The organism is Dellaglioa sp. CoH-57-MRSF-18 (genome assembly GCF_056781995.1).
Genome location: NZ_JBXAXX010000006.1, coordinates 1 through 25,347, shown reverse-complemented (window position 1 = coordinate 25,347; position 25,347 = coordinate 1). Strand labels below are relative to the sequence as shown.

Annotated in this window: 22 protein-coding genes and 1 riboswitch; of the genes, 15 read left to right on the top strand and 7 right to left on the bottom strand. The window is 34.0% G+C overall.

Annotated features, from left to right (window positions below):
• The gene (gene tsaD / locus AC1RPG_RS06630) at positions 1 to 1,029 is read left to right on the top strand and encodes a tRNA (adenosine(37)-N6)-threonylcarbamoyltransferase complex transferase subunit TsaD (protein ID WP_481761945.1); all 1,029 of its coding nucleotides are present in this window, start codon (positions 1 to 3) and stop codon (positions 1,027 to 1,029) included.
• Between the two features lie 100 nt (positions 1,030 to 1,129).
• Here the strand turns inward: tsaD and cytX are convergent, their stop codons facing one another.
• From cytX to AC1RPG_RS06600, 6 genes are all read right to left on the bottom strand, one after another.
• Positions 1,130 to 2,317 carry a putative hydroxymethylpyrimidine transporter CytX gene (cytX, locus tag AC1RPG_RS06625; protein WP_481761946.1) on the bottom strand — a complete coding sequence of 396 codons (1,188 nt, stop codon included), beginning with the start codon at positions 2,315 to 2,317 and terminating at the stop codon, positions 1,130 to 1,132.
• A 1-nt stretch (position 2,318) separates the two neighbouring features.
• Positions 2,319 to 2,978 (bottom strand): thiamine phosphate synthase, encoded by a 660-nt coding sequence (gene thiE, locus AC1RPG_RS06620; protein WP_481761947.1) that lies wholly within the window; start codon positions 2,976 to 2,978, stop codon positions 2,319 to 2,321.
• Complete coding sequence (gene thiD / locus AC1RPG_RS06615; protein ID WP_481761948.1) at positions 2,965 to 3,786, bottom strand: bifunctional hydroxymethylpyrimidine kinase/phosphomethylpyrimidine kinase; 822 nt, start codon at positions 3,784 to 3,786, stop codon at positions 2,965 to 2,967. Before thiD ends, thiE begins: the two co-directional genes overlap by 14 nt.
• Entirely contained in the window at positions 3,786 to 4,583 is a 798-nt protein-coding gene (gene thiM / locus AC1RPG_RS06610; protein ID WP_481761949.1) for a hydroxyethylthiazole kinase, read from the bottom strand. Before thiM ends, thiD begins: the two co-directional genes overlap by 1 nt.
• A 58-nt stretch (positions 4,584 to 4,641) precedes the next feature.
• Positions 4,642 to 4,748, bottom strand: a riboswitch (TPP riboswitch).
• A 77-nt stretch (positions 4,749 to 4,825) separates the two neighbouring features.
• Positions 4,826 to 6,763: an ABC-F family ATP-binding cassette domain-containing protein gene (locus AC1RPG_RS06605; protein ID WP_481761950.1), complete on the bottom strand. Its 1,938-nt coding sequence runs from the start codon at positions 6,761 to 6,763 to the stop codon at positions 4,826 to 4,828.
• Between the two features lie 18 nt (positions 6,764 to 6,781).
• A complete protein-coding gene (locus tag AC1RPG_RS06600) occupies positions 6,782 to 7,420 on the bottom strand; it encodes a CPBP family glutamic-type intramembrane protease (protein WP_481761951.1) in 639 nt (212 codons plus the stop codon).
• A 225-nt stretch (positions 7,421 to 7,645) separates the two neighbouring features.
• On the opposite strand from AC1RPG_RS06600, the gene groES reads away from it, so the two are divergent.
• From groES to AC1RPG_RS06580, 4 genes are all read left to right on the top strand, one after another.
• Positions 7,646 to 7,930: a co-chaperone GroES gene (groES, locus tag AC1RPG_RS06595; RefSeq protein ID WP_481761952.1), complete on the top strand. Its 285-nt coding sequence runs from the start codon at positions 7,646 to 7,648 to the stop codon at positions 7,928 to 7,930.
• Between the two features lie 34 nt (positions 7,931 to 7,964).
• Positions 7,965 to 9,590 (top strand): chaperonin GroEL, encoded by a 1,626-nt coding sequence (gene groL / locus AC1RPG_RS06590; RefSeq protein WP_481761953.1) that lies wholly within the window; start codon positions 7,965 to 7,967, stop codon positions 9,588 to 9,590.
• A 252-nt stretch (positions 9,591 to 9,842) separates the two neighbouring features.
• On the top strand, positions 9,843 to 11,672 hold the full coding sequence (locus tag AC1RPG_RS06585; RefSeq protein WP_481761954.1) for an APC family permease: 1,830 nt from the start codon (positions 9,843 to 9,845) through the stop codon (positions 11,670 to 11,672).
• Positions 11,673 to 11,781: 109 nt separating this feature from the next.
• The gene (locus AC1RPG_RS06580) at positions 11,782 to 12,867 is read left to right on the top strand and encodes a glycosyltransferase family 4 protein (protein WP_481761955.1); all 1,086 of its coding nucleotides are present in this window, start codon (positions 11,782 to 11,784) and stop codon (positions 12,865 to 12,867) included.
• Between the two features lie 36 nt (positions 12,868 to 12,903).
• On the opposite strand, the gene AC1RPG_RS06575 is transcribed toward AC1RPG_RS06580, so the two are convergent.
• Complete coding sequence (locus tag AC1RPG_RS06575) at positions 12,904 to 13,539, bottom strand: YigZ family protein (protein ID WP_481761956.1); 636 nt, start codon at positions 13,537 to 13,539, stop codon at positions 12,904 to 12,906.
• A 48-nt stretch (positions 13,540 to 13,587) separates the two neighbouring features.
• Between AC1RPG_RS06575 and AC1RPG_RS06570 the strand changes: the two genes are divergently transcribed.
• From AC1RPG_RS06570 to AC1RPG_RS06525, 10 genes are all read left to right on the top strand, one after another.
• Complete coding sequence (locus AC1RPG_RS06570; protein ID WP_481761957.1) at positions 13,588 to 14,916, top strand: ATP-dependent helicase ComFA; 1,329 nt, start codon at positions 13,588 to 13,590, stop codon at positions 14,914 to 14,916.
• Between the two features lie 116 nt (positions 14,917 to 15,032).
• Entirely contained in the window at positions 15,033 to 15,593 is a 561-nt protein-coding gene (locus tag AC1RPG_RS06565; RefSeq protein WP_481761958.1) for a ComF family protein, read from the top strand.
• A 205-nt stretch (positions 15,594 to 15,798) separates the two neighbouring features.
• Positions 15,799 to 16,359, top strand: coding sequence for a ribosome hibernation-promoting factor, HPF/YfiA family (gene hpf / locus AC1RPG_RS06560; protein ID WP_409021489.1), 561 nt, complete (start codon positions 15,799 to 15,801; stop codon positions 16,357 to 16,359).
• 153 nt (positions 16,360 to 16,512) lie between these two features.
• The gene (secA, locus tag AC1RPG_RS06555) at positions 16,513 to 18,876 is read left to right on the top strand and encodes a preprotein translocase subunit SecA (protein WP_481761959.1); all 2,364 of its coding nucleotides are present in this window, start codon (positions 16,513 to 16,515) and stop codon (positions 18,874 to 18,876) included.
• A gap of 94 nt (positions 18,877 to 18,970) precedes the next feature.
• Positions 18,971 to 20,087 (top strand): peptide chain release factor 2 gene (prfB, locus tag AC1RPG_RS06550; protein ID WP_481761960.1). Its coding sequence is split into 2 segments (ribosomal slippage): positions 18,971 to 19,042 and positions 19,044 to 20,087, totalling 1,116 coding nucleotides; the frame shifts between segments, so codons are not numbered across the junction.
• Positions 20,088 to 20,183: 96 nt separating this feature from the next.
• A complete protein-coding gene (ftsE, locus tag AC1RPG_RS06545; RefSeq protein ID WP_481761961.1) occupies positions 20,184 to 20,879 on the top strand; it encodes a cell division ATP-binding protein FtsE in 696 nt (231 codons plus the stop codon).
• Positions 20,860 to 21,747, top strand: a complete 888-nt coding sequence (ftsX, locus tag AC1RPG_RS06540) for a permease-like cell division protein FtsX (RefSeq protein WP_481761962.1) — start codon at positions 20,860 to 20,862, stop codon at positions 21,745 to 21,747. Before ftsE ends, ftsX begins: the two co-directional genes overlap by 20 nt.
• A 130-nt stretch (positions 21,748 to 21,877) precedes the next feature.
• Positions 21,878 to 23,014: a PDZ domain-containing protein gene (locus tag AC1RPG_RS06535; RefSeq protein ID WP_481761963.1), complete on the top strand. Its 1,137-nt coding sequence runs from the start codon at positions 21,878 to 21,880 to the stop codon at positions 23,012 to 23,014.
• Between the two features lie 24 nt (positions 23,015 to 23,038).
• A complete protein-coding gene (locus AC1RPG_RS06530) occupies positions 23,039 to 23,740 on the top strand; it encodes a response regulator transcription factor (RefSeq protein WP_481761964.1) in 702 nt (233 codons plus the stop codon).
• A 191-nt stretch (positions 23,741 to 23,931) separates the two neighbouring features.
• Positions 23,932 to 25,074, top strand: a complete 1,143-nt coding sequence (locus AC1RPG_RS06525; protein WP_481762412.1) for a sensor histidine kinase — start codon at positions 23,932 to 23,934, stop codon at positions 25,072 to 25,074.
• Positions 25,075 to 25,347: the final 273 nt, after the last annotated feature.

Genomic DNA, 25,347 nt, shown 5'->3' with positions numbered 1-25,347 from the left:
ATGGATAAAACGGAAAGAAATCTAATTTTAGCATTTGAATCAAGTTGTGATGAAACTAGTGTCGCAGTGGTCGAAGACGGTCATCTTATTTTGTCGAACATCATTGCAACGCAAGTTAATAGTCATAAACGTTTTGGTGGTGTTGTACCTGAAGTTGCCAGCCGCCACCATATTGAACAAATTACGAGTTGTATTAAAGATGCTATGACAGAAGCAAATGTAACTTATGATGATTTAGATGCTGTTGCGGTTACTTATGGACCAGGATTAGTTGGTGCTTTACTAGTAGGTGTTTCTGCTGCTAAAGCTATCGCATTTGCTCACGAGTTGCCTTTAATTCCCGTTAACCATATGGCAGGCCATATTTTTGCAGCGCGCTATGAATCTGAAATAGTGTATCCATCAATGGCTTTACTCGTTTCGGGTGGACATACTGAGTTAGTTTATATGCCTGAAGAAGGTCAATTTGAAATTATTGGTGAGACACGTGATGACGCAGCAGGTGAAGCTTATGATAAAGTTGGGCGTGTTCTTGGGATGACTTATCCATCAGGAAAAGAAATTGATGAACTTGCACATACTGGACAAGATACGTTTAATTTTCCGCGTGCCATGATCAAAGATGACAGTTATGACTTTAGTTTCAGTGGATTGAAAAGTGCCTTCATCAATACAGTTCACCATGCAGATCAATTAGGCGAAGAGTTGGACCGGGCTGATTTAGCAACAAGCTTTCAACAAAGTGTGATTGATGTACTTGCTGAGAAAACGGTACGTGCTTGTCATGAGTATGATATTAAACAATTAATTTTAGCCGGTGGTGTGGCAGCTAATAAAGGGTTACGTACAAGACTTGAATCTGATATGAAGAAAATGAATGATATTGAATTTGTGAAGGCGCCCATTAAATTATGTGGTGATAATGCTGCAATGATTGGTGCAGCAGGATATGTTGAATTTATTAAAGGTCAACGTGCAGGATTAAATTTAAATGCTGATCCTAGTTTAGAATTTGATTGGATAGTTTAATTATTATAAAATTAAAATAGAGATTTAGAGTTCGCCTTGTAATGCTAAACAGTTGTTTAACACTGGGGAGAACGCTAAATCTCTATTTTTTTGTAAATGGTTAATTTATATTTCTAAAATAATTTTTTGGTAAAATAAATTGGGATAGATAAACGAGTAATCCTAGTCCGAATAGAATAATAATTGTGGTTCCAAAAATAAAATCAAATTGTTGTAATTGATAGTACGCAATAATGCCAATTAACCACCAAATAATATTTAACCAATAAGGCAACGTTTTTTTCATAATAAAGTAAGTGACAAAAACAATTGCATATAATGGTGTAAAAACTGACGCGATAAAATATAAGAAATTTTGATAATTATCAATAGGAACTACCCATGCAATGACTAAGCCAAGCGCAACTATAATGATACTAATCAATTTCATATGTTTAAAGGAATGTATATTCTGAACGTTAATTGTTGCTGACATAACATCTAAAAATGTGGTTGTAACAGTTGAAAATATAATAATGAATAATGCGATTATACCTAAACCTGATGTAGCCAAGAACGAGGTAAAATCAGTGAATCCGGTTCTAGTTGTTAAAAGTAAGCCAATGGTAAACATGATTAAACTACCTAAAAAATAGCTAAACGAACTAACTGTAGACATAGCAAGTGGATGTTTTGTTGATTTTGTGTAATCACCTATTAGTGGTAGCCAAGATAACGCCATGGTGATATTTAATTCAACAGCTGATCCAAATGTCATATTTAAGCCATTGGAAGTATGTGAAACGGGTACTTTGAAAATTAAAAAAATCATGATACCTGCACCAATAACTAATAAATTAACAACAATTAAATTAATTCGATACAAACTATTTTCGCTAACTAATAACCAAATGATAATCAAAATAGCTATGACAAGTCCCATAATAATTGAATTTTTAAAATTAAGTAAGGAACTTGAAATACCATTCATTGCTGAAATTGCGTTGACGATCATAACAGCGGTCCAACCAATTAGTTGAATCAAATTGATAAGTGAAAATAAGAGCACACCTGTTGAGCCAAAAGCAACTTTAGTTGACTGAATGGCTGTCTGATGCTTTTTGGCACCAATATAACCAGCAGGTAGTAAGAAGAGACCACAACCAATTAAATGACCAATTAGAATTGCAAGGAAACCTTTAGAAAAGCCAAGTGGAGCTAGTAACATGCCCGTCATAATTTCGGCAATTGAAATGGCCGCACCTAGCCAAAGTAAAAATTGTCCACGTAATTCTTTAGTTTCTGTCATCTTAATCGTCCTCCAATTTAAAATAATGATTTATGGATTGAACTGTTTGTTCAATGTTCGGACTTTTAGCAATCAAGGAAATAACAGCAACTCCCGAAACAGTTGTAGTAGCCAGTTTGGCTAAATTATTTTCTGAAATACCACCAATTGCAACAATCGGGAGTTTACTAATTGATAGTAATTGATTTAAGCCAGCTATTCCGAGAGGCGCAGTCGCATCTGACTTTGATTTTGTAGGAAAGACAGGGCCACTACCAATATAAGCGATACCTGATAATTGATTGGCTTGTTTAATTTGATCGAGTGTTTGACAAGAAAGGCCAATCGCTAATTGACCCGCCGATTGATCTATCACATTTTGAATCTTTTGGTCATTTTGGCCAACGTGAATACCATCTGCTTGAATTTCAAGTGCTAAAGGTAGATCATCATCAATGAAAAAAGGAACTTGGTATTTTGTGCATAACCTCTGACATTCAATTGCGAGTGTCTTTTTTTGTATCCGGGTTAAAGGGGTTAAGAGATTTTTTTCTCTAAATTGGAAACAAGAAATGCCTGATTTTAACGCTCGTTCTAAAGTAGGTAGTAATTGATTGTCGGCGACGTCTTGAGTTCCTGCAATGAAGTAACTTGCTAACCATGATTGATTAAATGTCTTCATTTTGCGTTACCTCACGATATGCCCAATGATTTAATGGCCCGTGACCATGTCCAACGATAATACCGTTGCTAATTGTTGCTTCAACATATTTTTTAGACACTAAGATGGCCGTTTTAATATCTTGTCCTTTGGCAATTTCTGCTGCAATGCAGGCTGAGAGGGTATCACCAGTGCCATGAGTTCGAATTGTATCAATACGTTTCGAGCTCATCCAGAATGAATCGTTATCTTCTAATAATACAAAGTCATTTACGATATTTTCAGAGTTATAATGTCCGCCTTTAATGATGACGTTTTTTGCACCTAATAATTTAATCTTTTTTCCAGCTGCACTCATGTCTTCTTTTGAATTAATGGTCAAGCCAGTTATGACTTCAGCTTCTGGAATATTCGGGGTTACTACCGTGGCTAAAGGAATTAATTCTTCTTTGATTGTAACAACAGCATCCTCAGAAAGAAGTGTGGCACCGCCTTTTGCAACCATGACAGGGTCAACAATTAGGGGACCAAATTGATATTTTTTCAGATTTTTAACGACTACTTTAACGTGTTCTGAATCTGCAAGCATCCCTGTTTTGCATGCTTTAATGGCTAAATCATTTGCAATTGAGGCAAATTGTTCATTAATAATTTTAGCAGGGAGGGGAAGACTGTCTTGCACACCAAGTGTGTTTTGTGCAGTGATTGCGACGAGAACTGTTGCAGCATAGACATGCCGTTCTTGCATCGTTTTTAAGTCAGCTTGCATACCAGCGCCACCACTACTATCGGATCCAGCAATTGAAAGTGCTTGTGGAAAATCAGGCATTATAGGTCTCCTTTCATCGTTATCTGATTAGAAAGTTCATTTATCGTTATTAAATGTAGTTTATCAAGTAGGTTAACAATAAAACTACCTGGTTTTTCGGTAATTAACTCATCAGCAACAAGTTCACCAGTTGTTGCAAAGATAAGGCAGGCGATTCTTGCTGCTTCAAACTCATTATCTTTAGAGACAGCTGCAAACGCAGCAATTAAACTTGAAAGCATATCGCCTGAACCAACATGTGTTTGGAAAAGAGACGTTCCCTGTGTCACAGTTGCAACACGCTTTCCATCAGAAATATAGTCTGTAGGACCACTTAGAACAACCGTACAATTGTACCGTTTGGCTACAATTTTTGCGATTTCTGCTAAATCTGCAGAACCATTTCCTGCATCAATACCTTTTGCTTGCCATTCAACACCAGCTAATGCAGCAATTTCACCAGCATTACCGCGAATAAAATTAAAATGAAAATGCTCAAGCAAGTTTGTAATTACTTTTTGTCGGTAAGGCATGGCAACAGCAACTGGGTCTAGCACAAGTGGGATAGCTAAATCGTTTGCGATTTGACTAACCCTCTCAATGTAAGGTAATTCTGAACTTTTAAATGATCCCATATTGATTGTGGCAGCAGCAGAAATTTGTAACATTTCGGCTGCTTCTTCAATCGCACTGGGCATGATAGGGGAAGCGCCAATTGCGTTGAGTCCATTGGCAACGTCTTGAACCGTGATGTAATTAGAAATGTTGAAAATTACTGGGTTCTCTTCACGAAGTTTATCGAGTAGTTCTAATGGCATAACTTTCTCCTCTTGAGTACACAAAAACCCCACTCTTTGACAAAAAAATTGTAGAGTGGGGTCCTTCTTCACACTTTCCTACGCAAGTTTTGGCTTACAGGTTCGAAGGGATTAGGTTGAAAAAACCTATCTCAGTTCTTCTAAAGAACACCCCTAGTGTACTTATATTTTATTTTTAGATTACAACAAAAGAATAGGCTTTCATTCTTTAAATGTCAATAAATAAAAAAAAAAAAGCTAGCTTATTCTAAAGCTAAGCTAGCTTCTTCCCAATTAGTTTCTGCAGTCTCTATTGCAGTTTGAATAGATTGTAGTTCAGTTTGTAGTTCCTGAAGTTTATCTGCATCACTAAAAATAGTAGGTTGAGACATTTTTTCTTCAAGTTCTGTTTGATGAATTTCTAATTCACTTAATTCAGATTCTAAACGATCAATTTCACGTGTTAATTTACGTTGTTCCTTTTGCGTTTCTTTATTTTGTTGATAATTAGTTGTTGGTTTAACTTCAGGGACTTCTGAAGATGAGGCAATTTCAAGTGCCATTTTTTCGGCTGCGATAGCTTCTAATTCTTCTTTTTTATCAACATAATAATCGTAATCACCCATGTAGTAAGTAGAGCCTTCTTTTGAAACTTCAATAATACTTTCTGCAACTTTATTAATGAAGTAGCGGTCATGAGAAACAAGTAAGACAGTACCATCAAAGTTAGCAATCGCCTTTTCAAGGACTTCCTTACTATCAATGTCTAAATGGTTAGTGGGTTCATCAAAGATTAGGAAGTTATCTTTGTCCATTGCAAGTTTGGTCAAAGCAAGACGCGCTTTTTCACCACCACTTAAATTTGAGACACGTTTCAAAACGTCATCCCCAGAAAATAGAAATCCACCTAATAATGATCGAATATCTGTTTCAGGAGTTGAAGGATGATCATTCCAGAGTTCATCTAAAACAGTATTTTTATCTGTTAATTGATTTTGCTCCTGATCGTAGTAGCCAACATGAACATTAGCGCCAAGGAATGCTTCACCACGAATAAATGGAATTTGGCCTAAGATACTTTTAAGTAAGGTTGATTTTCCCACACCATTCGGGCCAACAATAGCTTGAACTTGATGCTTATGTAAATCAATTGAAACGGGTTCAGATAACACTTTATTATCGTAACCAACAGCTGCCCCGGCAACAGTTAAAACGATATTACCACTCTCATCTGCAGATTTAAAACTAAAACGAGGGGCTTTTTCGTCACCTTCTGGTCGGTCAAGTTTATCTAATTTTTCGAGTTGTTTACGACGACTTTGCGCTCGTTTTGTTGTTGAGGCTCGAACAATGTTTTTATTAACAAAATCTTCGAGTTTTTCAATCTTATCTTGTTGTTTTTCGAAAACTTTCCATTCTTGTTTTAAATTAGCTTCTTTTTTTACAATAAATTGGGAGTAGTTGCCATTGTAGTGAGTCGTTTCATTATGGCTCATATCATAAACTTCTGTCACAATTTTATCTAAGAAGTAACGATCATGAGAGACAATTAAGAGTGCCCCTGTATAAGTCTTCAAATAGCCTTCTAACCAAGTTAGTGTCTCAATATCTAAGTGGTTAGTTGGTTCATCTAAAATTAATAAATCACGTTTTTCTAAAAGTAATTTTGCTAAGGCTAAACGTGTTTTTTGACCACCAGAGAGAGTCCTAATATCGCGATTGAAATCTTCTTCATAAAATCTAAAACCATGTAAAACAGAACGGATTTCTGATTCATAACCATAGCCATTTTTTTCACTGAAATCATGTGAAACTTGATCATAGGTTGATAATAGTTTTTCAAATTTTTCAGAATCTTCTGCATTTTTAGGATCAGCAATTTGGGCTTCTAATGTATGAATTTGGATTTCCATTTTTTTTAAATAATCAAAAACACGACTCATTTCGTCCCAAATCGAACGTTCTGAAGTAACAGTTGTTGTTTGTGCTAAGTAACCGATGGTCATGCCTTTATGTTTAATGATTTGACCAGCATCAGTAGCCTCTTGATCAATAATCATTTTAATTAATGTTGATTTTCCAGCACCATTTCGACCAACTAGGGCTATCCTAGCATCGTCTTTGATATCCATATTTGCATTTTCAAAAAGAACATCTGCGCCAAAATAGCGAGCTGCTTGTTGTACTTGTAACAGAATCAAAATAATTCCACCTTTCTTTTAAAGTGACGATTGAATAATTAATACTAGACTATTCATAAGAATATGAGCAATCATTGACGTTTTGATGTCACCTGTTCGTTTGTAGAGGTAACAGAAAAGTAATCCAATTAAAAAGTAGATAGCTAAATGGCCATCATTATGTGCCAAACTAAATAATAAACTAGAAAGAATTGCGGCAGAAATAGGTGATATGAAACTTGCTAAATTGCCAAAAAAGACTTTTCTAAAAACGAGTTCCTCCATAATGGGAGCACCAAGTGAGACTGCCAACATATAATAAGGATATTTTGTAAAAATAGTCATAATTTCATTTGTATTTTGTGAGGGTACGGTCGTTTTTAAAATGGTGAATGAAATTAATTGAATAACTGTTTGGATTACTAACGTTAGAACGAATCCAAGAATACCCCACGAAATAATTTGTGACCATTTAGAGGAACCATCTATTGTATTTCTAGCACTGAAGTAATGATTTAACCAAATTAACAATATTGCTCCTAAAACATAATCAGCCGTCATTACTGGATAGATAACTGATTTTAAAGAAAATAGTTGATTCAGAATTGTTGGTAAAATAAAGATAACGAGGTAGCCTAATAAAATAGCGATTGAATTTTTACTAGTTGATTTTGACATGAGAACTCCTTTAACTGTAATTAGATAGTCGTGCATTTTTCTAGTGAATAAATTTGTATGATAAGTATAGCATAATTGACTAGATAGCGAATTCAATTCATATTAAAAATTCTATTAAATAAGAGCTGAAATGCTTGCAATTGTTTGAAAAATTGATTATAGTTAATTTTGTGATTAGCACTTAGGAAGATAGAGTGCTAAATAAAAGTGTTGGAGGGATAGAACGTGTTAAAACCATTAGCAGATCGTGTTATTTTAGAAGTAACAAAAGAAGAAGAAACAACAGTAGGCGGGATCGTCTTAGCAAGTAACGTACAAGAAAAACCACAAACAGGAAAAATTGTTGCAGTTGGTGATGGCCGTACGATGGATAACGGTGAAAAAATTGCTGTTGCTGTTAACGTTGGAGAGACCGTTTTATTTGATAAGTATGCTGGCTCAGAAGTTTCATTCGAAGGTAAAGACTACTTAATTGTTCATGAAAAAGATATCGTTGCAACAGTAGACTAATATAAATTTAAATTAAAGATGAGGTGGATTAATTATGTCAAAGGAATTAAAATTTTCTGAAGATGCTCGTTCAGCAATGCTTAGAGGTGTTGACCAATTAGCCAATACCGTTAAATCAACTTTAGGACCAAAAGGCCGTAATGTTGTTTTAGAAGAATCATATGGCTCACCAATTATTACAAATGATGGTGTAACAATTGCTCGTGCGATTGAATTAGAAGACCATTTTGAAAATATGGGTGCTAAATTAGTATCAGAAGTTGCTTCAAAAACGAATGATATAGCTGGTGATGGAACGACAACTGCTACTGTTTTAACACAAGCTATCGTCACTGAAGGTATGAAGAATGTGACAGCAGGTGCTAACCCTGTTGGGATTCGTCGTGGTATCGAAACTGCTACAAAAGCAGCCGTTGCTGAATTACATGAATTATCACACAAAGTTGAAACAAAAGAAGATATTGCTCAAATTGCTTCTGTATCTTCAGCTAATGAAGAAATTGGTGCTTTAATTGCTGACGCTATGGAAAAAGTTGGTAATGATGGCGTTATTACAATTGAAGAATCAAAAAGCATCGATACATCATTAGATGTCGTTGAAGGGATGCAATTTGATCGAGGTTACTTGTCACAATATATGGTAACTGATAACGATAAAATGGAAGCTAACTTAGAGACACCATATATTTTAGTAACGGATAAGAAAATTTCTAATATTCAAGAAGTCTTACCATTATTACAATCTATTGTGGAACAAGGTCGCCCATTGTTAATCATCGCCGATGATGTTGATGGGGAAGCTTTACCAACATTAGTATTGAATAAAATTCGTGGTACATTTAACGTTGTTGCAGTCAAAGCACCTGGATTTGGTGATCGTCGTAAAGCGATGCTTGAAGATATTGCCATCGTTACTGGTGCAACAGTGATTACTGATGAACTTGGTTTACAATTGAAGGATACAACAATTGAACAATTAGGTTCAGCTGGTAAAGTTAATATTACAAAAGAAAACACAGTTATTGTTGAAGGTTCTGGTGATAAAGCTAAAATTACAGAACGTGTTGGTTTGATTAAAAAACAAATCGATGAAACGACGTCTGAATTTGATCGTGAAAAATTACAAGAACGTTTGGCAAAATTATCTGGTGGGGTTGCTGTCATCAAAGTTGGTGCTGCAACTGAAACAGAATTAAAAGAACGCAAATACCGTATTGAAGATGCTTTGAATGCGACACGCGCTGCTGTCGAAGAAGGATTCGTTGCCGGTGGTGGTACTGCATTTGTTAACGTTATTAGTAAAGTTGCTGCACTTGAAGCAGTTGGCGATGAATTAACGGGTATCAAGATTGTTCAACGTGCTTTGGAAGAACCAGTACGCCAAATTGCAAAGAATGCTGGACTTGAGGGTTCAGTTATTGTTGAAAAACTAAAATCAGAAAAACCTGGTATTGGTTTTAACGCAGCAACAAATGAATGGCAAGATATGATTGAAGTTGGGATTGTTGATCCAACTAAAGTGACACGCTCAGCATTGCAAAATGCAGCTAGTGTCTCAGCCTTATTATTAACAACTGAAGCAGTTGTTGCAGATAAACCAGAACCAGTATCTGCAGCTGATCCACAACAAATGCCTGGTGGTATGGGCGGTATGATGTAACCCATTTGTCATAAAAAATGATGAAAATTTAAGAGCTATTAATCCGTGTTATTCTGGGATTAGTAGCTCTTTTTTTATGCTGAAAATAAAGTTTGTTTGCAGTATTGTATATTTAAAAATAAACGAGTAAAATAGAGTGAATTCGGTGAATAGAAATTAGTAATTAAAATAACTATTCAGTAAAATAAATGCGCTGTTTTGGCATCATTTATGAATGGATTTTTAAATATAGAACATAAGGGGTAAAGAGAAATGCGTCGTTATTTAAAGAGACTTTTAATTGGGAAGCCATTAAAATCTTCTGAAGAAGGAGATCAACAATTATCAAAATTTAAGGCATTAGCGCTCTTATCGTCAGATGCACTCTCATCTGTGGCGTATGGTACGGAACAAATTGTTACCGTTTTAGTGGGCTTTTCAGCAATGGCAATCTGGTATTCATTACCAATTGCATTGTTAGTCTTAGTTTTATTGGCTTCAATTACAATTTCGTATCGCCAAATTATCCATGCTTATCCTAAGGGTGGAGGCGCGTATGTTGTCTCAAGTAAAAACTTAGGTAAAAATGCTGGATTAATTTCTGGTGGATCGCTTTTAATTGATTATATGTTGACAGTAGCGGTTAGTGTTTCCGCAGGGACTGAGGCATTGATTTCTGCGGTACCTTCGTTATATGGACATCAAGTAGCAATCTCAGTGGTTATTATTATTTTGGTAATGGCAATGAACTTACGAGGCTTGCGGGAATCAGCTTCATTCTTAACTATTCCTGTTTATCTTTTCGTGGTTATGATTATATTGATGTTACTAGTTGGTGGTTATAATATTATGACAGGTCAAGTACCTTACCACGCAACAGCTGCTGTGGGTACGGCCGTTCCTGGAATTACACTAGCCTTACTTTTGAAAGCATTCTCATCGGGATCATCTTCATTAACTGGTGTTGAAGCAATTAGTAATGCAGTGCCTTTCTTCAAAAAACCACATGCTAAAAATGCTGCTGCTACTTTAACAATTATGGCGACGCTTTTGGCAGTCTTCTTTGGTGGAATAACATTCTTAAACTATTGGTATGGCATTATTCCTACTGAAAAAGTAACTGTTCTTTCACAAATTGCACAAACAACATTTGGACAAGGTATTTTGTATTACGTTTTCCAATTTTCAACAGTATTGATTTTAGTATTAGCTGCAAATACAGGTTTCTCGGCATTTCCAATTTTAGCGTTTAATTTAGCTAAAGATAAATTTATGCCTCATTTGTATATGGATAAAGGTGATCGATTAGGCTACTCTAACGGAATTATCACGTTAGCGGCCGGATCAATTATTTTAACATTTATATTTAATGGATCAACGTCATTATTAATTCCATTATATGCGGTAGGTGTGTTTATTCCGTTTACGTTGTCTCAGACAGGGATGATTGTAAAATGGTATCATGATCGCCCAAAAGGTTGGATTATGAAAGCCTTTTACAATTTCTTAGGGGCCTTTATCTCATTTAGTATTTTGTTGATTCTCTTTAGATATCGCTTATCAACAGTATGGCCATTCTTTATTATCATGCCAGTTATGTATATTATATTCTATAAAATAAATGATCATTACAATAAAGTTGCCGAACAATTACGTTTAACAGAAGAAGCAGAAATTCATGATTACGATGGCTCCACAGTTATCGTGTTAGTTAGTTCTGTAACGCATGTTACAACGGGTGCAATTAATTATGCACGTTCAATTGGTGACTACGTAATTGCAATGCACGTTTCTTTCGATACAAATCCGGAAAAAGAACATGAAACGGAACGTGAATTTAAAGAACGTTTCCCTGGTGTTCGTTTTGTTGATTTACATTCGTCATATCGTTCAATTGCTTCACCTGTTGTGAAATTTACAGATGTTATTGCTAAGAATGCCGCTGCTCGTAACTTCACAACGACAGTCTTAGTACCACAGTTTGTTCCAAGAAAACCATGGCAAAATATTCTTCATAATCAAACGAGTTTAAGATTGAGAACGGTCTTAAATTCTCGCGAGAATATTATTGTTGCAACATATAATTATCATTTGAAAAAATAAACATTGAAAAGTATCAATTAAATTTAATTGATACTTTTTTTGTATTTATTTAACAACGTGGTATAGTTAAGACTACTATGACAGAATATTTTTAAGGAGAGATATCAAAATGTTTCCAATTATCGTAGCATTTTTCGCAACAGCGCTTATCTCCGCGTTGCTAACTCCCGTTATTAGACTATTTTCAATTAAAATTGGAGCAGTCGATGTTCCAAATAATAGACGAGTAAATAAGGTTTCAATGCCTACAATGGGTGGATTAGCCATTTTTATAGCTTTTAACTTTACGAATTTTTTTATTTTAAAAAATCAATATCCAATAAAAATGTTAGTGACACTGTTTGTTGCTGAATTGGTAATTATTATCACCGGTGTTTTAGATGATAAGTTTGAATTAAAACCACGCCAAAAGATGTTTGGCATCACAGTTGCCGCCTTGATCGTCTACTTTTTTTCAAATATGCGAATGACGACATTCACTTTACCTTATTTTGGTATTATTAATTTAGGATGGATGAGTTTCCCTATTACAATTATTTGGATTTTAGCTATTACAAATGCTATTAATTTAATAGACGGATTAGATGGCTTAGCAACTGGGGTTTCCATTATTGATTTATTTACAAGTGGTTTGGTAGGCTATTTCTTTTTAGTTAATACAAATAGTTATATTGCAATTATGATGTTTACGCTGGTTGCTGCTCTGATTGGATTTTTGCCATATAATTTCTTTCCAGCTAGAATCTACTTAGGGGATACAGGCGCGTTATTTATTGGATTTATGATTTCAGTATTCTCTTTATCTGGACTTAAAAATGCAACTTTTATTTCTATTATTGTGCCTGTTTTAATATTGGGTGTACCAATTACGGATACTGTTTATGCAATGTTACGCCGGATTTTAAATAAAAAGCCTATCTCTCAAGCAGACAAACATCATTTACATCATCGTTTGATGCAAATGGGGTTAACGCATCGACAGACAGTATTAGTTATATATGGCATTGCGTTAATTTTTTCATTTATTTCATTACTTTATCCAATATCATCAATTTGGGGTTCAATACTAATGTCAGTTGCGACATTAGTGGGACTAGAACTATTCGTAGAGTCCATCGGATTAGTTGGATCTAAACGAAAGCCACTGCTAAATTGGATTAAAAGAATTGTTAAAACGATGACTTCAAAAAAATAGATAGTAAAAAGGATGTCCAGTAATTGGGCATCCTTTTTACTTAACTTGAATTTCATTATATAAATCTTGGCCTAATTTAAAAGTTATTTGGTTATTGAGTAGGTTGATTAGTTGATCTTGTAAGGTTAATATCAAATTTTTATCAACTGCTAAAGTTATTTCTACTGTTTCAAGATAGGTTGTGTGTTGGATTATAATTGAATTTTTTTCAAGATAATTTTCAAGTTTTCCAACATTTTGGTAAGCAATTTGGCAAATAAGTTCGGTTTGTAAAATACGTTCAACGATACCAATTTGTTCAATCGTCTGCGAAGCAGCATTACTATAAGCACGGATTAAACCACCAGCACCTAGCTTAATACCACCAAACTTTCGACTAACAACGATACAAATATTTTTAAGCTGATTTTTTTTAATAACTTCTAGAATGGGAACACCAGCCGTTCCAGAGGGTTCACCATCATCGCTTTGACGTTGGATTTCAGACTCAGTACCAAATGTGTATGCAAAACAGTGATGTCTTGCTTTAGGTTCTAATTTCTTGACTGATTCAATAAAAGCAACTGCATCAGATTCTGTCGCGATTCGAGTGACACGACAAATGAAGGAAGACTTCTTTTCAATTAATGTGGCTAAACCAGATTCTTTAATTGTTAAATAATTTTTTGACATAATTAAGGTTCCTTTGCGTATTTAAACTTATTGAAGGGATTGAGGAGAATGACACTTTCAAGTTTGTATGGTCGTTTAATAACTGATTCAGAAATTGACGAAACTATTAATTTAGATGAACTTACGTCGTACCCAGGAATTAGTATTGAAGATAAACAATTAATCTGTCGCAGATGCCTTTCACAACTTAATTTAAAGGAAAATAAATTACAAGGTGACCGGTACTATTGTTCATACTGTATGATATTAGGACGTATTTCAACTACGACTACACTTTATACTATACCTGAACCCAACTTGTTTTCAACTCAAAAAGGGAGTCCATTGACGTGGAATGGAGAATTAACGACTAGCCAAGAAATATGTGCTAATGAAGTGAAACAAATTTTTAAAAATTCGGGTGCCCGGCATTTACTGTGGGCGGTAACCGGCGCTGGTAAAACAGAAATGCTATTCAAAGGTATTGAAGCTGCTATTATGGATGGTAAGCGCATCTGTTTAGCATCACCACGGGTCGATGTTTGTATTGAATTATTTCCGAGATTGCAGGCAGCATTTCAAAATATTGATATTTGTTTGCTGCACGGAAAGACAACGGAACCATACCGTTATACCCAACTAGTCATCTGTACAACACATCAATTGTTAAGATTTCATAAAGCGTTTGACGTTATGATAGTTGATGAGGTAGATGCCTTTCCATATGCACAGAATCAATTACTGCTTCAAGCAACAACACAAGCAACTAAACAAAAAGGGGCAAGTTTATTTTTAACGGCAACCCCAAGTGAGGATCTGTTAAAGGAGGTTCGCTTAAAACAATTAACGGTTAGTTATTTACCAATACGCTTTCATGGTCAATTATTGCCTGAAATTAAAATTAAATTTGAAAAAGCGTGGGAAAAGAATTTAAAAAAAGGACGTTTACCCAAAAAATTAACACTGAAAATGACAGAGTGGCTAAAACGTAAGGATCCATTTTTAATTTTTGTGCCGAAAATTTGGTTATTGGAACCAGTAATGGAAGCATTTAAAAAGAAGTTTCCTAATTTAAAGGGGGACACTGTTTATTCTGAAGATCCAGATAGACTAGATAAAGTTAAGGCAATTAGAACAGGCGAACTACGGTATCTAATCACAACAACAATTTTAGAACGTGGTGTGACATTTGCTAATCTGGATGTTTTTGTTCTGGGTGCAGATGATAAAACTTTTTCAACGGCAGCGTTAGTTCAGATTGCTGGCAGAGTGGGACGTAATGTCAATCGTCCGTTTGGTGACGTTATCTTTTTATGTTGTGACTACACGATTTCAATAAAAAAGGCAGTTGGACAAATAAAAACGATGAATCGTAAAGCAAGGAAATTAAAGATATGAGAAACTGTCAGATTTGTCATAATACATTTAGTCAAAAATTAACGCTAGCATTTATATTATCGACTAAACCTTATGAAAAAAAGATAGTTTGTAAGAGATGCCAGGAGCAGTTACGATTGATTAATACTCAGTTAGCCTGTAGAGGATGCGGTCGAGAACAAAATAGGCCACAATTATGTGCGGATTGTAAGAAATGGCAACTTATTTATCCTAATTTAAATTTTCAGAATCAAGCGTTGTACATTTATAATGATTTTATGAAAGATATCATTAAAAATTATAAGTTTAATGGTGATTATCAGCTGAGAACTATTTTTCAAGTACAATTAAAGCACAAAATAGAAACAATTGATTTTGATTACCTCGTGGTGATACCTGTTGATTCTGAAACGTTAAATAATCGAGGATTTAATCAAGTCTGTGGTCTTTTAGATATTAAGCATGATCATTTTTTAGTGCGAAATAATACGGTTAAAGAAAAACAATCGCATAAAAATAGGCAACAAAGGCTTGAATTAATTCAACCGTTTGAACTTAGTCCAGATTGCCCAGATTTATCGGATAAAGTTGTTTTGATTGTGGATGATATTTATACTACCGGCCGAACACTATTTTATGCCCATATTTTGTTAGCACAAAATGCTAAAAGCATTAAGAGTATTACCCTTGCAAGATAATGAACAATAGGTACAATTTTTAAATAAATTAGTATGATATATTTAAGCAAAAGTTAAAATGACTGTTAACGATTACAATGGCGTTTTAAATAGATTTGTTAAGGGATATCATTTGTAAATTTAAGTCTATTCGCTTATAATTAAATCAAGCGGTAAGGTAATTAATAGTTTCGTTACCTGCTGTAGATTGAAGGGAGAGTTTATTATGTTAAAATACAATATTCGCGGTGAAAATGTTGAAGTTACAGATGTTACTAGAGATTATGTTGAAAAGAAATTATTTAAATTAGAAAAATACTTTACTGATACATCTAATTCAACGGCCCATGTTAATTTAAAAGTTTATTCAGATAAAACGGCCAAAGTTGAAGTGACAGTTCCGATGCCTTCTCTCGTCCTTCGAGCTGAAGAAACATCACAAGATTTACTTTCAAGTGTTGATCTTGTGACTGATAAATTAGAACGTCAAATTCGCAAATATAAAACTAAAATTAATCGCCAATCAAGAGGCAAGGGAATTAAAGATATTGAAATTCGTAATGAAATTGCTGATGAAGAATCAGATTCTATTGATGAAGTAAGCAAATTTGATGTTGTTCGGACAAAGCATGTTTCTTTAAAACCAATGAATAGTGAAGAAGCTATTTTACAAATGGATATGTTGAGCCATAACTTCTTTATTTACGAAGATGCTGATACAGAGGGTATTAACATTGTTTACAAACGTAAAGATGGTCGCTATGGTTTAATTGAAGCTGAAGATTAAACTAACCTTGAAAAGCCTGTTGAGTAAGTTAACTACTCAGGGCTTTTTTGTTATTTTAGTTTAAAATTTATTGATTTAGTGATACTATAAAAAATGATATTATAATTAAAAATAATTCAATAAATGTGTTTGATATATAAGGGGAAAAGCTAAATGGCAAATGTATTAAGACAATGGGTTGAAAGTGATAATCGTGAATTAAGAAAACTAGGCAAAATAGCCGATAATATTGAAAATATGGCCGACGAGATGGCTTTATTATCTGATGATGAACTAAAAGCTAAAACACCTGCTTTTAAAGCAAGATATCAAGAAGGTGAAACGCTTGATGATCTTTTACCAGAAGCATTTGCAGTGGTACGAGAAGCCGCAAAACGTGTGTTAGGACTATACCCATTCCGTGTGCAAATGATTGGTGGAATGGTTTTAAATAATGGTGATATTGCGGAGATGAAAACTGGTGAAGGTAAAACTTTAACAGCTACTATGCCCGTTTATTTAAATGCAATTTCAGGTCTAGGTGTTCATGTTGTTACTGTTAATGAATATTTATCAAGCCGTGATGCAACAGAAATGGGCGAATTATATTCATGGTTAGGTTTAACTGTCGGATTGAATATTAACGAAAAAACAGCTGAAGAAAAGCGCGAAGCCTACGCAGCTGATATTACCTATTCAACAAATAGTGAATTAGGCTTTGATTACTTACGTGATAACATGGTTGTTTATCGTGAAGATATGGTTCAAAGACCTTTAAACTATGTTATCGTCGATGAAGTTGATTCAATTTTGATTGATGAAGCTAGAACACCGTTGATTATTTCTGGTCAAGCTGAAAAGACGACTGCCATGTATGTTCGTGCAGATCGTTTTGTTAAAACGTTAACTGAAGAAGAAGACTATAAAATTGATCTTGAATCAAAATCAATTTCATTAACCGAAGAAGGAATTCGTAAAGGTGAAAAATATTTTGGACTAGATAATTTATATGATACAGATAATACAATTTTGACTCATCATTTGGATAATGCATTACGGGCTAATTTTGTTATGCTACGTGATAAAGATTATGTTGTACAAGATGGTGAAGTTATGATTGTTGATCAATTTACTGGTCGTATTATGGAAGGTCGTCGTTATTCTGATGGTGTTCATCAAGCTATCGAGGCTAAAGAACATGTTGAAATTGAAGACGAAACTAAAACAATGGCTAACATCACTTACCAAAATTTCTTTAGAATGTACAAGAAATTATCTGGTATGACGGGTACTGCTAAAACTGAAGAAGAAGAATTCCGTGAAATTTATAATATGGAAGTTGTTCAAATTCCAACGAATAAACCTATTATTCGTGATGATAAAGCAGATTTATTGTATCCATCTTTAAATAGCAAATTTAAAGCTGTCATTGCTGATATCAAAGAACGCCATGAAGCTGGTCAACCTATGTTGATTGGTACTGTAGCAGTTGAAACGTCAGAATTATTGGCACAAATGTTAGATGATGCTGAAATTCCACATGCTGTCTTAAATGCTAAAAATCATGAACGTGAAGCTGAAATCATTTTAAATGCTGGACAACGTGGTGCTGTTACCATAGCTACGAATATGGCCGGACGTGGAACTGATATTAAATTAGGCCCTGGCGTTAAAGAAATTGGTGGATTAGCTGTTATTGGTACAGAACGCCATGAATCTCGTCGTATTGATAATCAACTTCGTGGCCGTGCTGGCCGTCAAGGGGATGATGGGATGACACAATTCTATCTTTCTTTGGAAGATGATTTGATGTTACGATTCGGTTCAGAACGTATTAAGAGCTTCTTAGAACGTATGAACATTACTGAAGATGACGCTGTTATCCAAAGTCGTATGATTACAAAACAAGTTGAATCAGCACAAAAACGTGTCGAAGGTAATAACTATGATACACGTAAAAATGTTTTACAATATGATGATGTTATGCGTGAACAACGTGAGGTTATTTATAACCAGAGACAACAAATTATTATGGAAGAAAAAACATTAAAACCTGTTATTATGCCTATGATACAACGTACTGTTAATCATATTGTTCAGATGCACACGCAAGGTGACCAAAATGAATGGAATTTACAAGCTATTGTAGATTTTGCTGTCTCTTCAATGGTTAATGAAGACAGTATCTCATTGGCAGATTTAGAAGGTAAAGATGCTAACCAAATCGAAGCCTACTTGGTCGACCGCGCTGAAAAGAACTATGAAATTAAAGAAGATCAATTAGTTGATGCAGCACAAATGCTTGAATTTGAAAAAGTGGTTGTGTTACGTGTTGTTGATGATAAATGGACAGCGCATATTGATGCAATGGATCAACTTCGTCAGTCTATTGGACTACGTGGCTACGGACAATTAAACCCTCTAGTTGAATACCAATCAGATGGATTTAGAATGTTCGAAGAAGTCGTTGGAGCAATAGAATTTGAAGTGACACGTTTATTTATGAAAGCTGAAATCAGACAAAATATTAAACGTTAATCAAAAAGTTAATCAGAGAACATTATTAAAGAGTCACTTCCGAATTCGATAGAGTTTGAAGGTGACTCTTTTTAGTAAATTAAGGAGAAAATTGATGGAATTAAGCGATTATAGGAAACAAATTAATGAAATGGAACAAAAAATAACTAACTTCAGGGGGTCTCTTTGACTTAGAGACGCTGAATGAACGTATTTCTGAAAATGAAGAACGAATGGCTAACCCAGATTTTTGGAATCACCAAGAAGAAGCACAAAAAGTTATTGACGAAAACAATCAATTAAAAGGTAAATATGATGCGTTTCATGATTTAGAGAGTAAGGTATCAGAATTACAAGTCATGCTTGAATTATTACAAGAAGAAAATGATAATGATATGCTAATAGAATTTGATGACTTGTTTAACGAGACAAAAAAAGCACTCGACAAGTATCAATTACGATTATTATTGAATGAACCTTATGATAGCAGAAATGCTATTTTAGAAATCCATCCAGGTGCAGGAGGTACCGAATCTCAGGATTGGGGATTAATGTTACTTAGAATGTATACGAGATGGGCTGAAAAAAGTGGGCTAATCGTCGAAACAGTAGATTATCAATCTGGCGATGAAGCGGGATTGAAAAGTGTGACGCTTCTTATTAAGGGAGTAAACGCGTATGGTTATCTTAAGAGTGAAAAAGGGGTGCATCGATTAGTTCGTATTTCACCTTTTGATGCTGCTGGTCGACGCCACACGTCTTTTGCATCTGTTGATGTGATGCCAGAGTTGGATGATTCAGTCGAAATAGAATTAAATCAAGATGATATCAGAATGGAAGTATTTAGATCATCCGGAGCTGGTGGACAACATATTAATAAAACATCTTCAGCAGTTAGATTAATTCATATTCCAACAGGGATAGTAACTTCGAGCCAAGCGCAGCGGTCACAATTTCAAAATAGGGCAACGGCTGAAAGTATGATGAAATCTAAGTTATATCAACTTGAAATGGAAGCAAAAGAAAAAGAACGTGCTGCCATTCAAGGTGAACAAATGGATATTGGATGGGGGTCGCAGATTCGATCATATGTGTTCCACCCATACTCAATGGTTAAGGATCATCGTTCCGATTTTGAGACTGGTAATGTTCAAGCGGTAATGGACGGTGATATAGATGGATTTATTAATGCTTATTTACAGTGGAAATTAAAAAATGAAAATCCAAGTTAAAAAATGAAACTTAATTGTAAGACTACTGCAATATAAAGGTAAATAATCATGCTATAATGAAAATGTTATGAAAATAGACACAGGAGGATTCACTGTTTGATAGAATTTAAAAATGTATTTAAACAATATTCTGATGATATTATTGCAAGCAATGATATTAATCTTCGAATTGACCAAGGTGAATTCGTATATGTGGTTGGACCTAGTGGTGCCGGAAAGTCGACATTTATAAAAATGATGTACCATGAAGAACAAGCAACATCTGGTGAAATCACAGTAAATGATTTTCATTTAGAAACGATGAAACCAAAAGAAGTACCATTTTTACGAAGAGATTTAGGAATTGTATTCCAAGATTTCAAATTATTACCTCGTTTAACAATTTTTGAAAATATTGCATACGCGTTAGAAGTTATTGAAAAAGAACCTGCAGAAATTAAAGAACGTGTTGATTACGTGCTAGATCTTGTTGATTTGTCTGACAAGGCGGATAAATTTCCGGAAGAATTATCTGGTGGTGAACAACAAAGAATTGCGATTGCACGTGCAGTTGCAAATAAACCAGAAGTCTTAATTGCTGATGAACCAACGGGGAATTTAGACCCTGAAACGTCAGATGATATTATGTCAATTTTAGAAAAAGTTAATGAACAAGGGACAACAGTTATCATGGCAACTCATAATAGTATTATTGTGAACAAATATCCACATCGTTTGTTGGCTATTGAAGATGGCCGTATTGCCCGAGATGAAGAAGGAGGAAAATACGGTTATGAAAATGAGAACGTTTAGGCGTCATTTTGGTGAAAGTATTAAGAGTTTACGTCGTAATGGATGGATGTCTGTTGCTGCTATTAGTGCTGTTACTGTAACGTTAATTTTGGTTGGGGTGTTACTTTCAATCTTAATGAACGTAAATAAATTAGCATCTGATGTTGAGAACGATGTTCAAGTCAGAGTGTTTGTTGAACGAAAGACAACAAAGAATCAACAGGCTGATTTGAAAAAGAAACTTGAAAGTTATTCAGAAGTTAAAAAAGTTACTTTTTCAAGTAAAAAGGAGCAATTACAACAAGTTGTTGGTAGTTATGGTAATGAATTTAAGTTATTTGGTGGGGATGATAATCCACTATATGATACATTTGATGTTCAAACTAAAAAACCAAAACAAACTGAGCAAATTGCAAAACGTGCTAAAAGTTTAGATTATGTAAATGATGCTAGTTTTGGGGGCACATCTGCTAAAAAACTATTTAAAGTAGTTGGTAATATCCAAAAATGGGGTATGATTATTAGTGCTTTACTCCTCTTTGTTGCAGTATTCTTAATTTCTAACACGATTAGAATCACAATTTTATCTCGAAGAAATGAGATTGGAATTATGCGTCTAGTAGGTGCGACGAATGGATTTATCAGATGGCCGTTTTTACTTGAAGGTGCATGGACTGGGCTTTTAGGTGCTATCATTCCAATTATTTTAGTTGATTTTGGCTATATTTGGATTTATAACGGTTTACAAGTTTCGTTGGCATCAACTAGTTATCAATTATTAACACCAGGAACTTTCTTGGCAGAAATTGATTTATTATTAGTGTCAATCGGGATAATTATTGGTGCTTTAGGATCGTTCGTTTCAATGCGTCGTTTCCTTAAAATTTAATTAAATTTTAAAAGACTGATTTTGCTAAATGCAAAATTCAGTCTTTTTTGTTATTATGATTATCTTTTTTGAATCATGACAAAGCATGATATAATTTGAGTACTATATATTAAAGAAAATAGGTGCATTTATGGTAACGCTTAAAATTATTGGAAACTTTTTCATGCAACCAACGCTTTGGTTAGCAATTATACTGATTTATGGTATGTATACACGAAGAATTAAAAAAGAGAGACAAGCATTTAGAACAGCTGTCGATAGTGATTTTTATGAGGGACGTCATGCAATAAAAGTAGGCTTTATTTTTAGTATTATTGGATCAATGTTACTATTTGGACTAGGTGTTATGTTGCCTATTAACTGGGTAGTTATTTATGCTATTTTTATGATTTTAGGACTACTACTATACCCAGTATTTGATGCTATCTTTCCGCTATTTATTATATCGGGACTAGTATATGGGATGACTAAATCTCAATTAAGTAATTTTGAAATATTTAAATATGAAGAATTTCACGTTGAATTTACGACAGGGATTCTACTGATAGGGACAGTCATTTTATTTATAACTGCTTGTGCGCTGTATTTATTCAGAAATAGTCCCTTATCGCCGAACACACAGTCAGGTAAACGAGGGCGAAATATATCGTCGTTTAGTATGAAGGATCTGTATCTGGTGCCACTTGTAATTCTAACACCGGGTGATCAATTCCATAGTGTACTCTCTTGGTGGCCAATTATTCATATAGCAGGTACAGAATTTAACATCATTATTTTACCATTAATTGTTGGGCTATCATTACGTATCTATAAAGAAATACCAAGAGTAGCTATCAAATTTATAAAAAAACAATACTTATATTTAGCTTTTATAGGGACAGGTTTAGCGATAATGGCTATATTTATACCAATAATGGGGATATATGGATTAATTGTTCTATTAGTTGCGTATTGTATCAGCCAATATATGATCAAACGCCATGATAATAAACAAGAAAAATGGTTTGCAGAATCCAATGAAGGAATATTAATTGTAGGGGTACGCCCAGGTACGCCAGCTTCAAAGATGGACGTAGAGGTTGGTGATGTGGTCGTTCAATGTAATGGCATTGAAGTTAGAAACGAAACCGAATTGTATGAAGCATTACAGAGTAGCTCAACGTATTGTCGATTAAAAATTAGGACATTTAGTGGAGATACAAAAATAACAGAAAGTGCGATATTTTCAGACTCACCATATGAAATAGGGTTAGTCATAATTAAATAAATTTAGTTATCAGGGGGATAAATAATGAAAAAAATTTTAGTTGTAGATGATGAACCAGCAATTGTTACGCTGTTAACGTATAATCTAGAAAATGCGAACTATGAAGTGCATGTAGCAATAGATGGGCCTAGTGCATTTAAAAAAGCAACAGAACAAAATTTTGATTTCATTATTCTCGATTTGATGCTGCCTGGTTACGATGGTATCGAAGTTACAAAAAAATTAAGACAAGAAAAAGTAAAAACGCCAATAATCATTTTAACGGCTAAAGATGATGAATTGAATAAAATAATTGGTTTAGAAATTGGTGCAGACGATTATATGACTAAACCGTTTAGTCCAAGAGAAGTAATAGCAAGAATTAAGGCTATTTTGAGACGTACTGAACATGACTCATCTAAGGATGAACAAATTGATAATGAAGTGAGAGAATTTAAAGATTTTAAAATTGATTTTTCTAACTATTCAGTTTATAAAAATGATGAAAAAGTTGCATTAACACCAAAAGAGTTCGAACTTTTAGTATATTTTATTAAACGAACAGGACGTGTGCTAAGTAGAGAAAAGTTATTGAGCGGTGTTTGGGGATACGATTATGAAGGGCAAACAAGGATGATAGATATGCATGTGAGCCATTTACGCGAAAAATTAGAAGTAGATGCTAAAAACCCCCTATATTTAAAGACAGTTCGAGGATTTGGCTATAAGTTTGAGGAGAATAAATGAAACAAAAACTAAAATGGATAATTACGACGTTAATCTTGTTGCTAAATTTAACATTTAGTATGACACTTCTATGGGATGTATCCGGGAAACTTTTTAGTAAGAATAGTATTATTGGAGTAAGTGTGTTGAGTTTGATTGAAATAGCTATACTTTATAAAATAGCATCTAAAGCAGGTGCTGAGTCCGAATTAATGGCTAATATATTGAATAGTTTAGTCAATAAAGGAGATTCTTATCATGTATTACTAGATACAGATAGTCCCAATTTTGAATTATCGAAAGCCATTAATCGTGTTGAAAGTTATCAAAAGAAAAGAAATATTCACTATCAGGTACAAAATAATAACTATCTAAAATTAATTGAACATTTGACAGTTGGGGTTATGCAAATTGATCATAAAAGACAAGTACTAGTCGTAAATGATATGATTTCTAAATTATTAGGCCAACAGATAGAAAGTAAGCAACATTCATATATTGATGATATTAAAACATACAAATTGAGTGGACTAATTGAAAAAGCCATTAAAACACAAGATAAGCAAAGAGATGAAGTTGAAATTGCCAATACAAACAGAGTGGTTGATGCAACGGTCGTCTATATAGCAAATAACAATGTAGAATTTCAAGTAATCGTAATTTTATATGATATAACTGAGCTGAAATTATTAGAGAAAATGCAAAATGAATTTGTCGGAAATGTGAGTCATGAATTGAAAACACCAGTAACAGCAATTAAAGGATTTGCTGAAACTCTTTTAGAAGAATCTGTTGATTCAAGTACAACTAACAAATTTTTAAATATTATTTATGACGAAAGTGAAAAATTAGAAGTATTAATTCAAGAGATATTAAAATTAGCAAAAGGGCAAAAACCCAAAGAAAATATTTCGAGTTTCAATTTAGATGCTATGATAAATTATGAGTTAGATTTATTAAGTAGTACTATTAAAAGTAAAAATTTAATAGTAGACAAGAGAATAACAAAAGATCTTTATGTAAAGTTTGATAAAAATAAGATAGCCACTATCTTAGGTAATTTATTGCAAAACGCTGTTAAATATAATGTTGATAATGGGCGTATGGTAGTTGAAGTAGGCAAAATAAAGACAAGATTTTTTATAGCAGTATCAGATACTGGTATTGGTATTTCAAATCAAGACAAAAAAAGAATATTTGAACGTTTCTATAGAGTAGATCCGTCTAGAAATAAACAAATAGAAGGTAATGGGCTTGGCCTCGCTATTGTGCAGGAACTAGTGACATCAATGGGTGGAGAGATTAGTGTGAAAGATTCGAATGATAAGGGGACTGAAATTACGATTTATTTGTAATATTAAGAGATATTCACATAAATAGACTTGACCAAGAAAAAGAAAGCTGATATATTTAATAAGTGCTATTGAGGCGATAATGAATATCGCAAATAAAGTGTTGACATGAGATATACCAGATGGTATATTAATAAAGCTGATTGATACGGCAAGAAGAAATGAATATTTATTCAAAAAATTCTTGACAAATCATGATGTGGTTGATATGATATAAAAGTTGTCAAAAGCAACCAAGTAGATCTTTGAAAACTGAACAAATTTTCGACAAATCAA

Excerpts from the sequence above, each read along its gene's own strand:
- tsaD (WP_481761945.1), top strand. The coding sequence starts at position 1 with ATGGATAAAACGGAAAGAAATCTAATTTTAGCATTTGAATCAAGTTGT.
- cytX (WP_481761946.1), bottom strand. The coding sequence starts at position 2,317 with ATGACAGAAACTAAAGAATTACGTGGACAATTTTTACTTTGGCTAGGT.
- thiE (WP_481761947.1), bottom strand. The coding sequence starts at position 2,978 with ATGAAGACATTTAATCAATCATGGTTAGCAAGTTACTTCATTGCAGGA.
- thiD (WP_481761948.1), bottom strand. The coding sequence starts at position 3,786 with ATGCCTGATTTTCCACAAGCACTTTCAATTGCTGGATCCGATAGTAGT.
- thiM (WP_481761949.1), bottom strand. The coding sequence starts at position 4,583 with ATGCCATTAGAACTACTCGATAAACTTCGTGAAGAGAACCCAGTAATT.
- AC1RPG_RS06600 (WP_481761951.1), bottom strand. The coding sequence starts at position 7,420 with ATGTCAAAATCAACTAGTAAAAATTCAATCGCTATTTTATTAGGCTAC.
- groL (WP_481761953.1), top strand. The coding sequence starts at position 7,965 with ATGTCAAAGGAATTAAAATTTTCTGAAGATGCTCGTTCAGCAATGCTT.
- AC1RPG_RS06585 (WP_481761954.1), top strand. The coding sequence starts at position 9,843 with ATGCGTCGTTATTTAAAGAGACTTTTAATTGGGAAGCCATTAAAATCT.
- AC1RPG_RS06580 (WP_481761955.1), top strand. The coding sequence starts at position 11,782 with ATGTTTCCAATTATCGTAGCATTTTTCGCAACAGCGCTTATCTCCGCG.
- AC1RPG_RS06575 (WP_481761956.1), bottom strand. The coding sequence starts at position 13,539 with ATGTCAAAAAATTATTTAACAATTAAAGAATCTGGTTTAGCCACATTA.
- AC1RPG_RS06570 (WP_481761957.1), top strand. The coding sequence starts at position 13,588 with ATGACACTTTCAAGTTTGTATGGTCGTTTAATAACTGATTCAGAAATT.
- hpf (WP_409021489.1), top strand. The coding sequence starts at position 15,799 with ATGTTAAAATACAATATTCGCGGTGAAAATGTTGAAGTTACAGATGTT.
- secA (WP_481761959.1), top strand. The coding sequence starts at position 16,513 with ATGGCAAATGTATTAAGACAATGGGTTGAAAGTGATAATCGTGAATTA.
- ftsX (WP_481761962.1), top strand. The coding sequence starts at position 20,860 with ATGAAAATGAGAACGTTTAGGCGTCATTTTGGTGAAAGTATTAAGAGT.
- AC1RPG_RS06535 (WP_481761963.1), top strand. The coding sequence starts at position 21,878 with ATGGTAACGCTTAAAATTATTGGAAACTTTTTCATGCAACCAACGCTT.
- AC1RPG_RS06530 (WP_481761964.1), top strand. The coding sequence starts at position 23,039 with ATGAAAAAAATTTTAGTTGTAGATGATGAACCAGCAATTGTTACGCTG.
- AC1RPG_RS06525 (WP_481762412.1), top strand. The coding sequence starts at position 23,932 with ATGGCTAATATATTGAATAGTTTAGTCAATAAAGGAGATTCTTATCAT.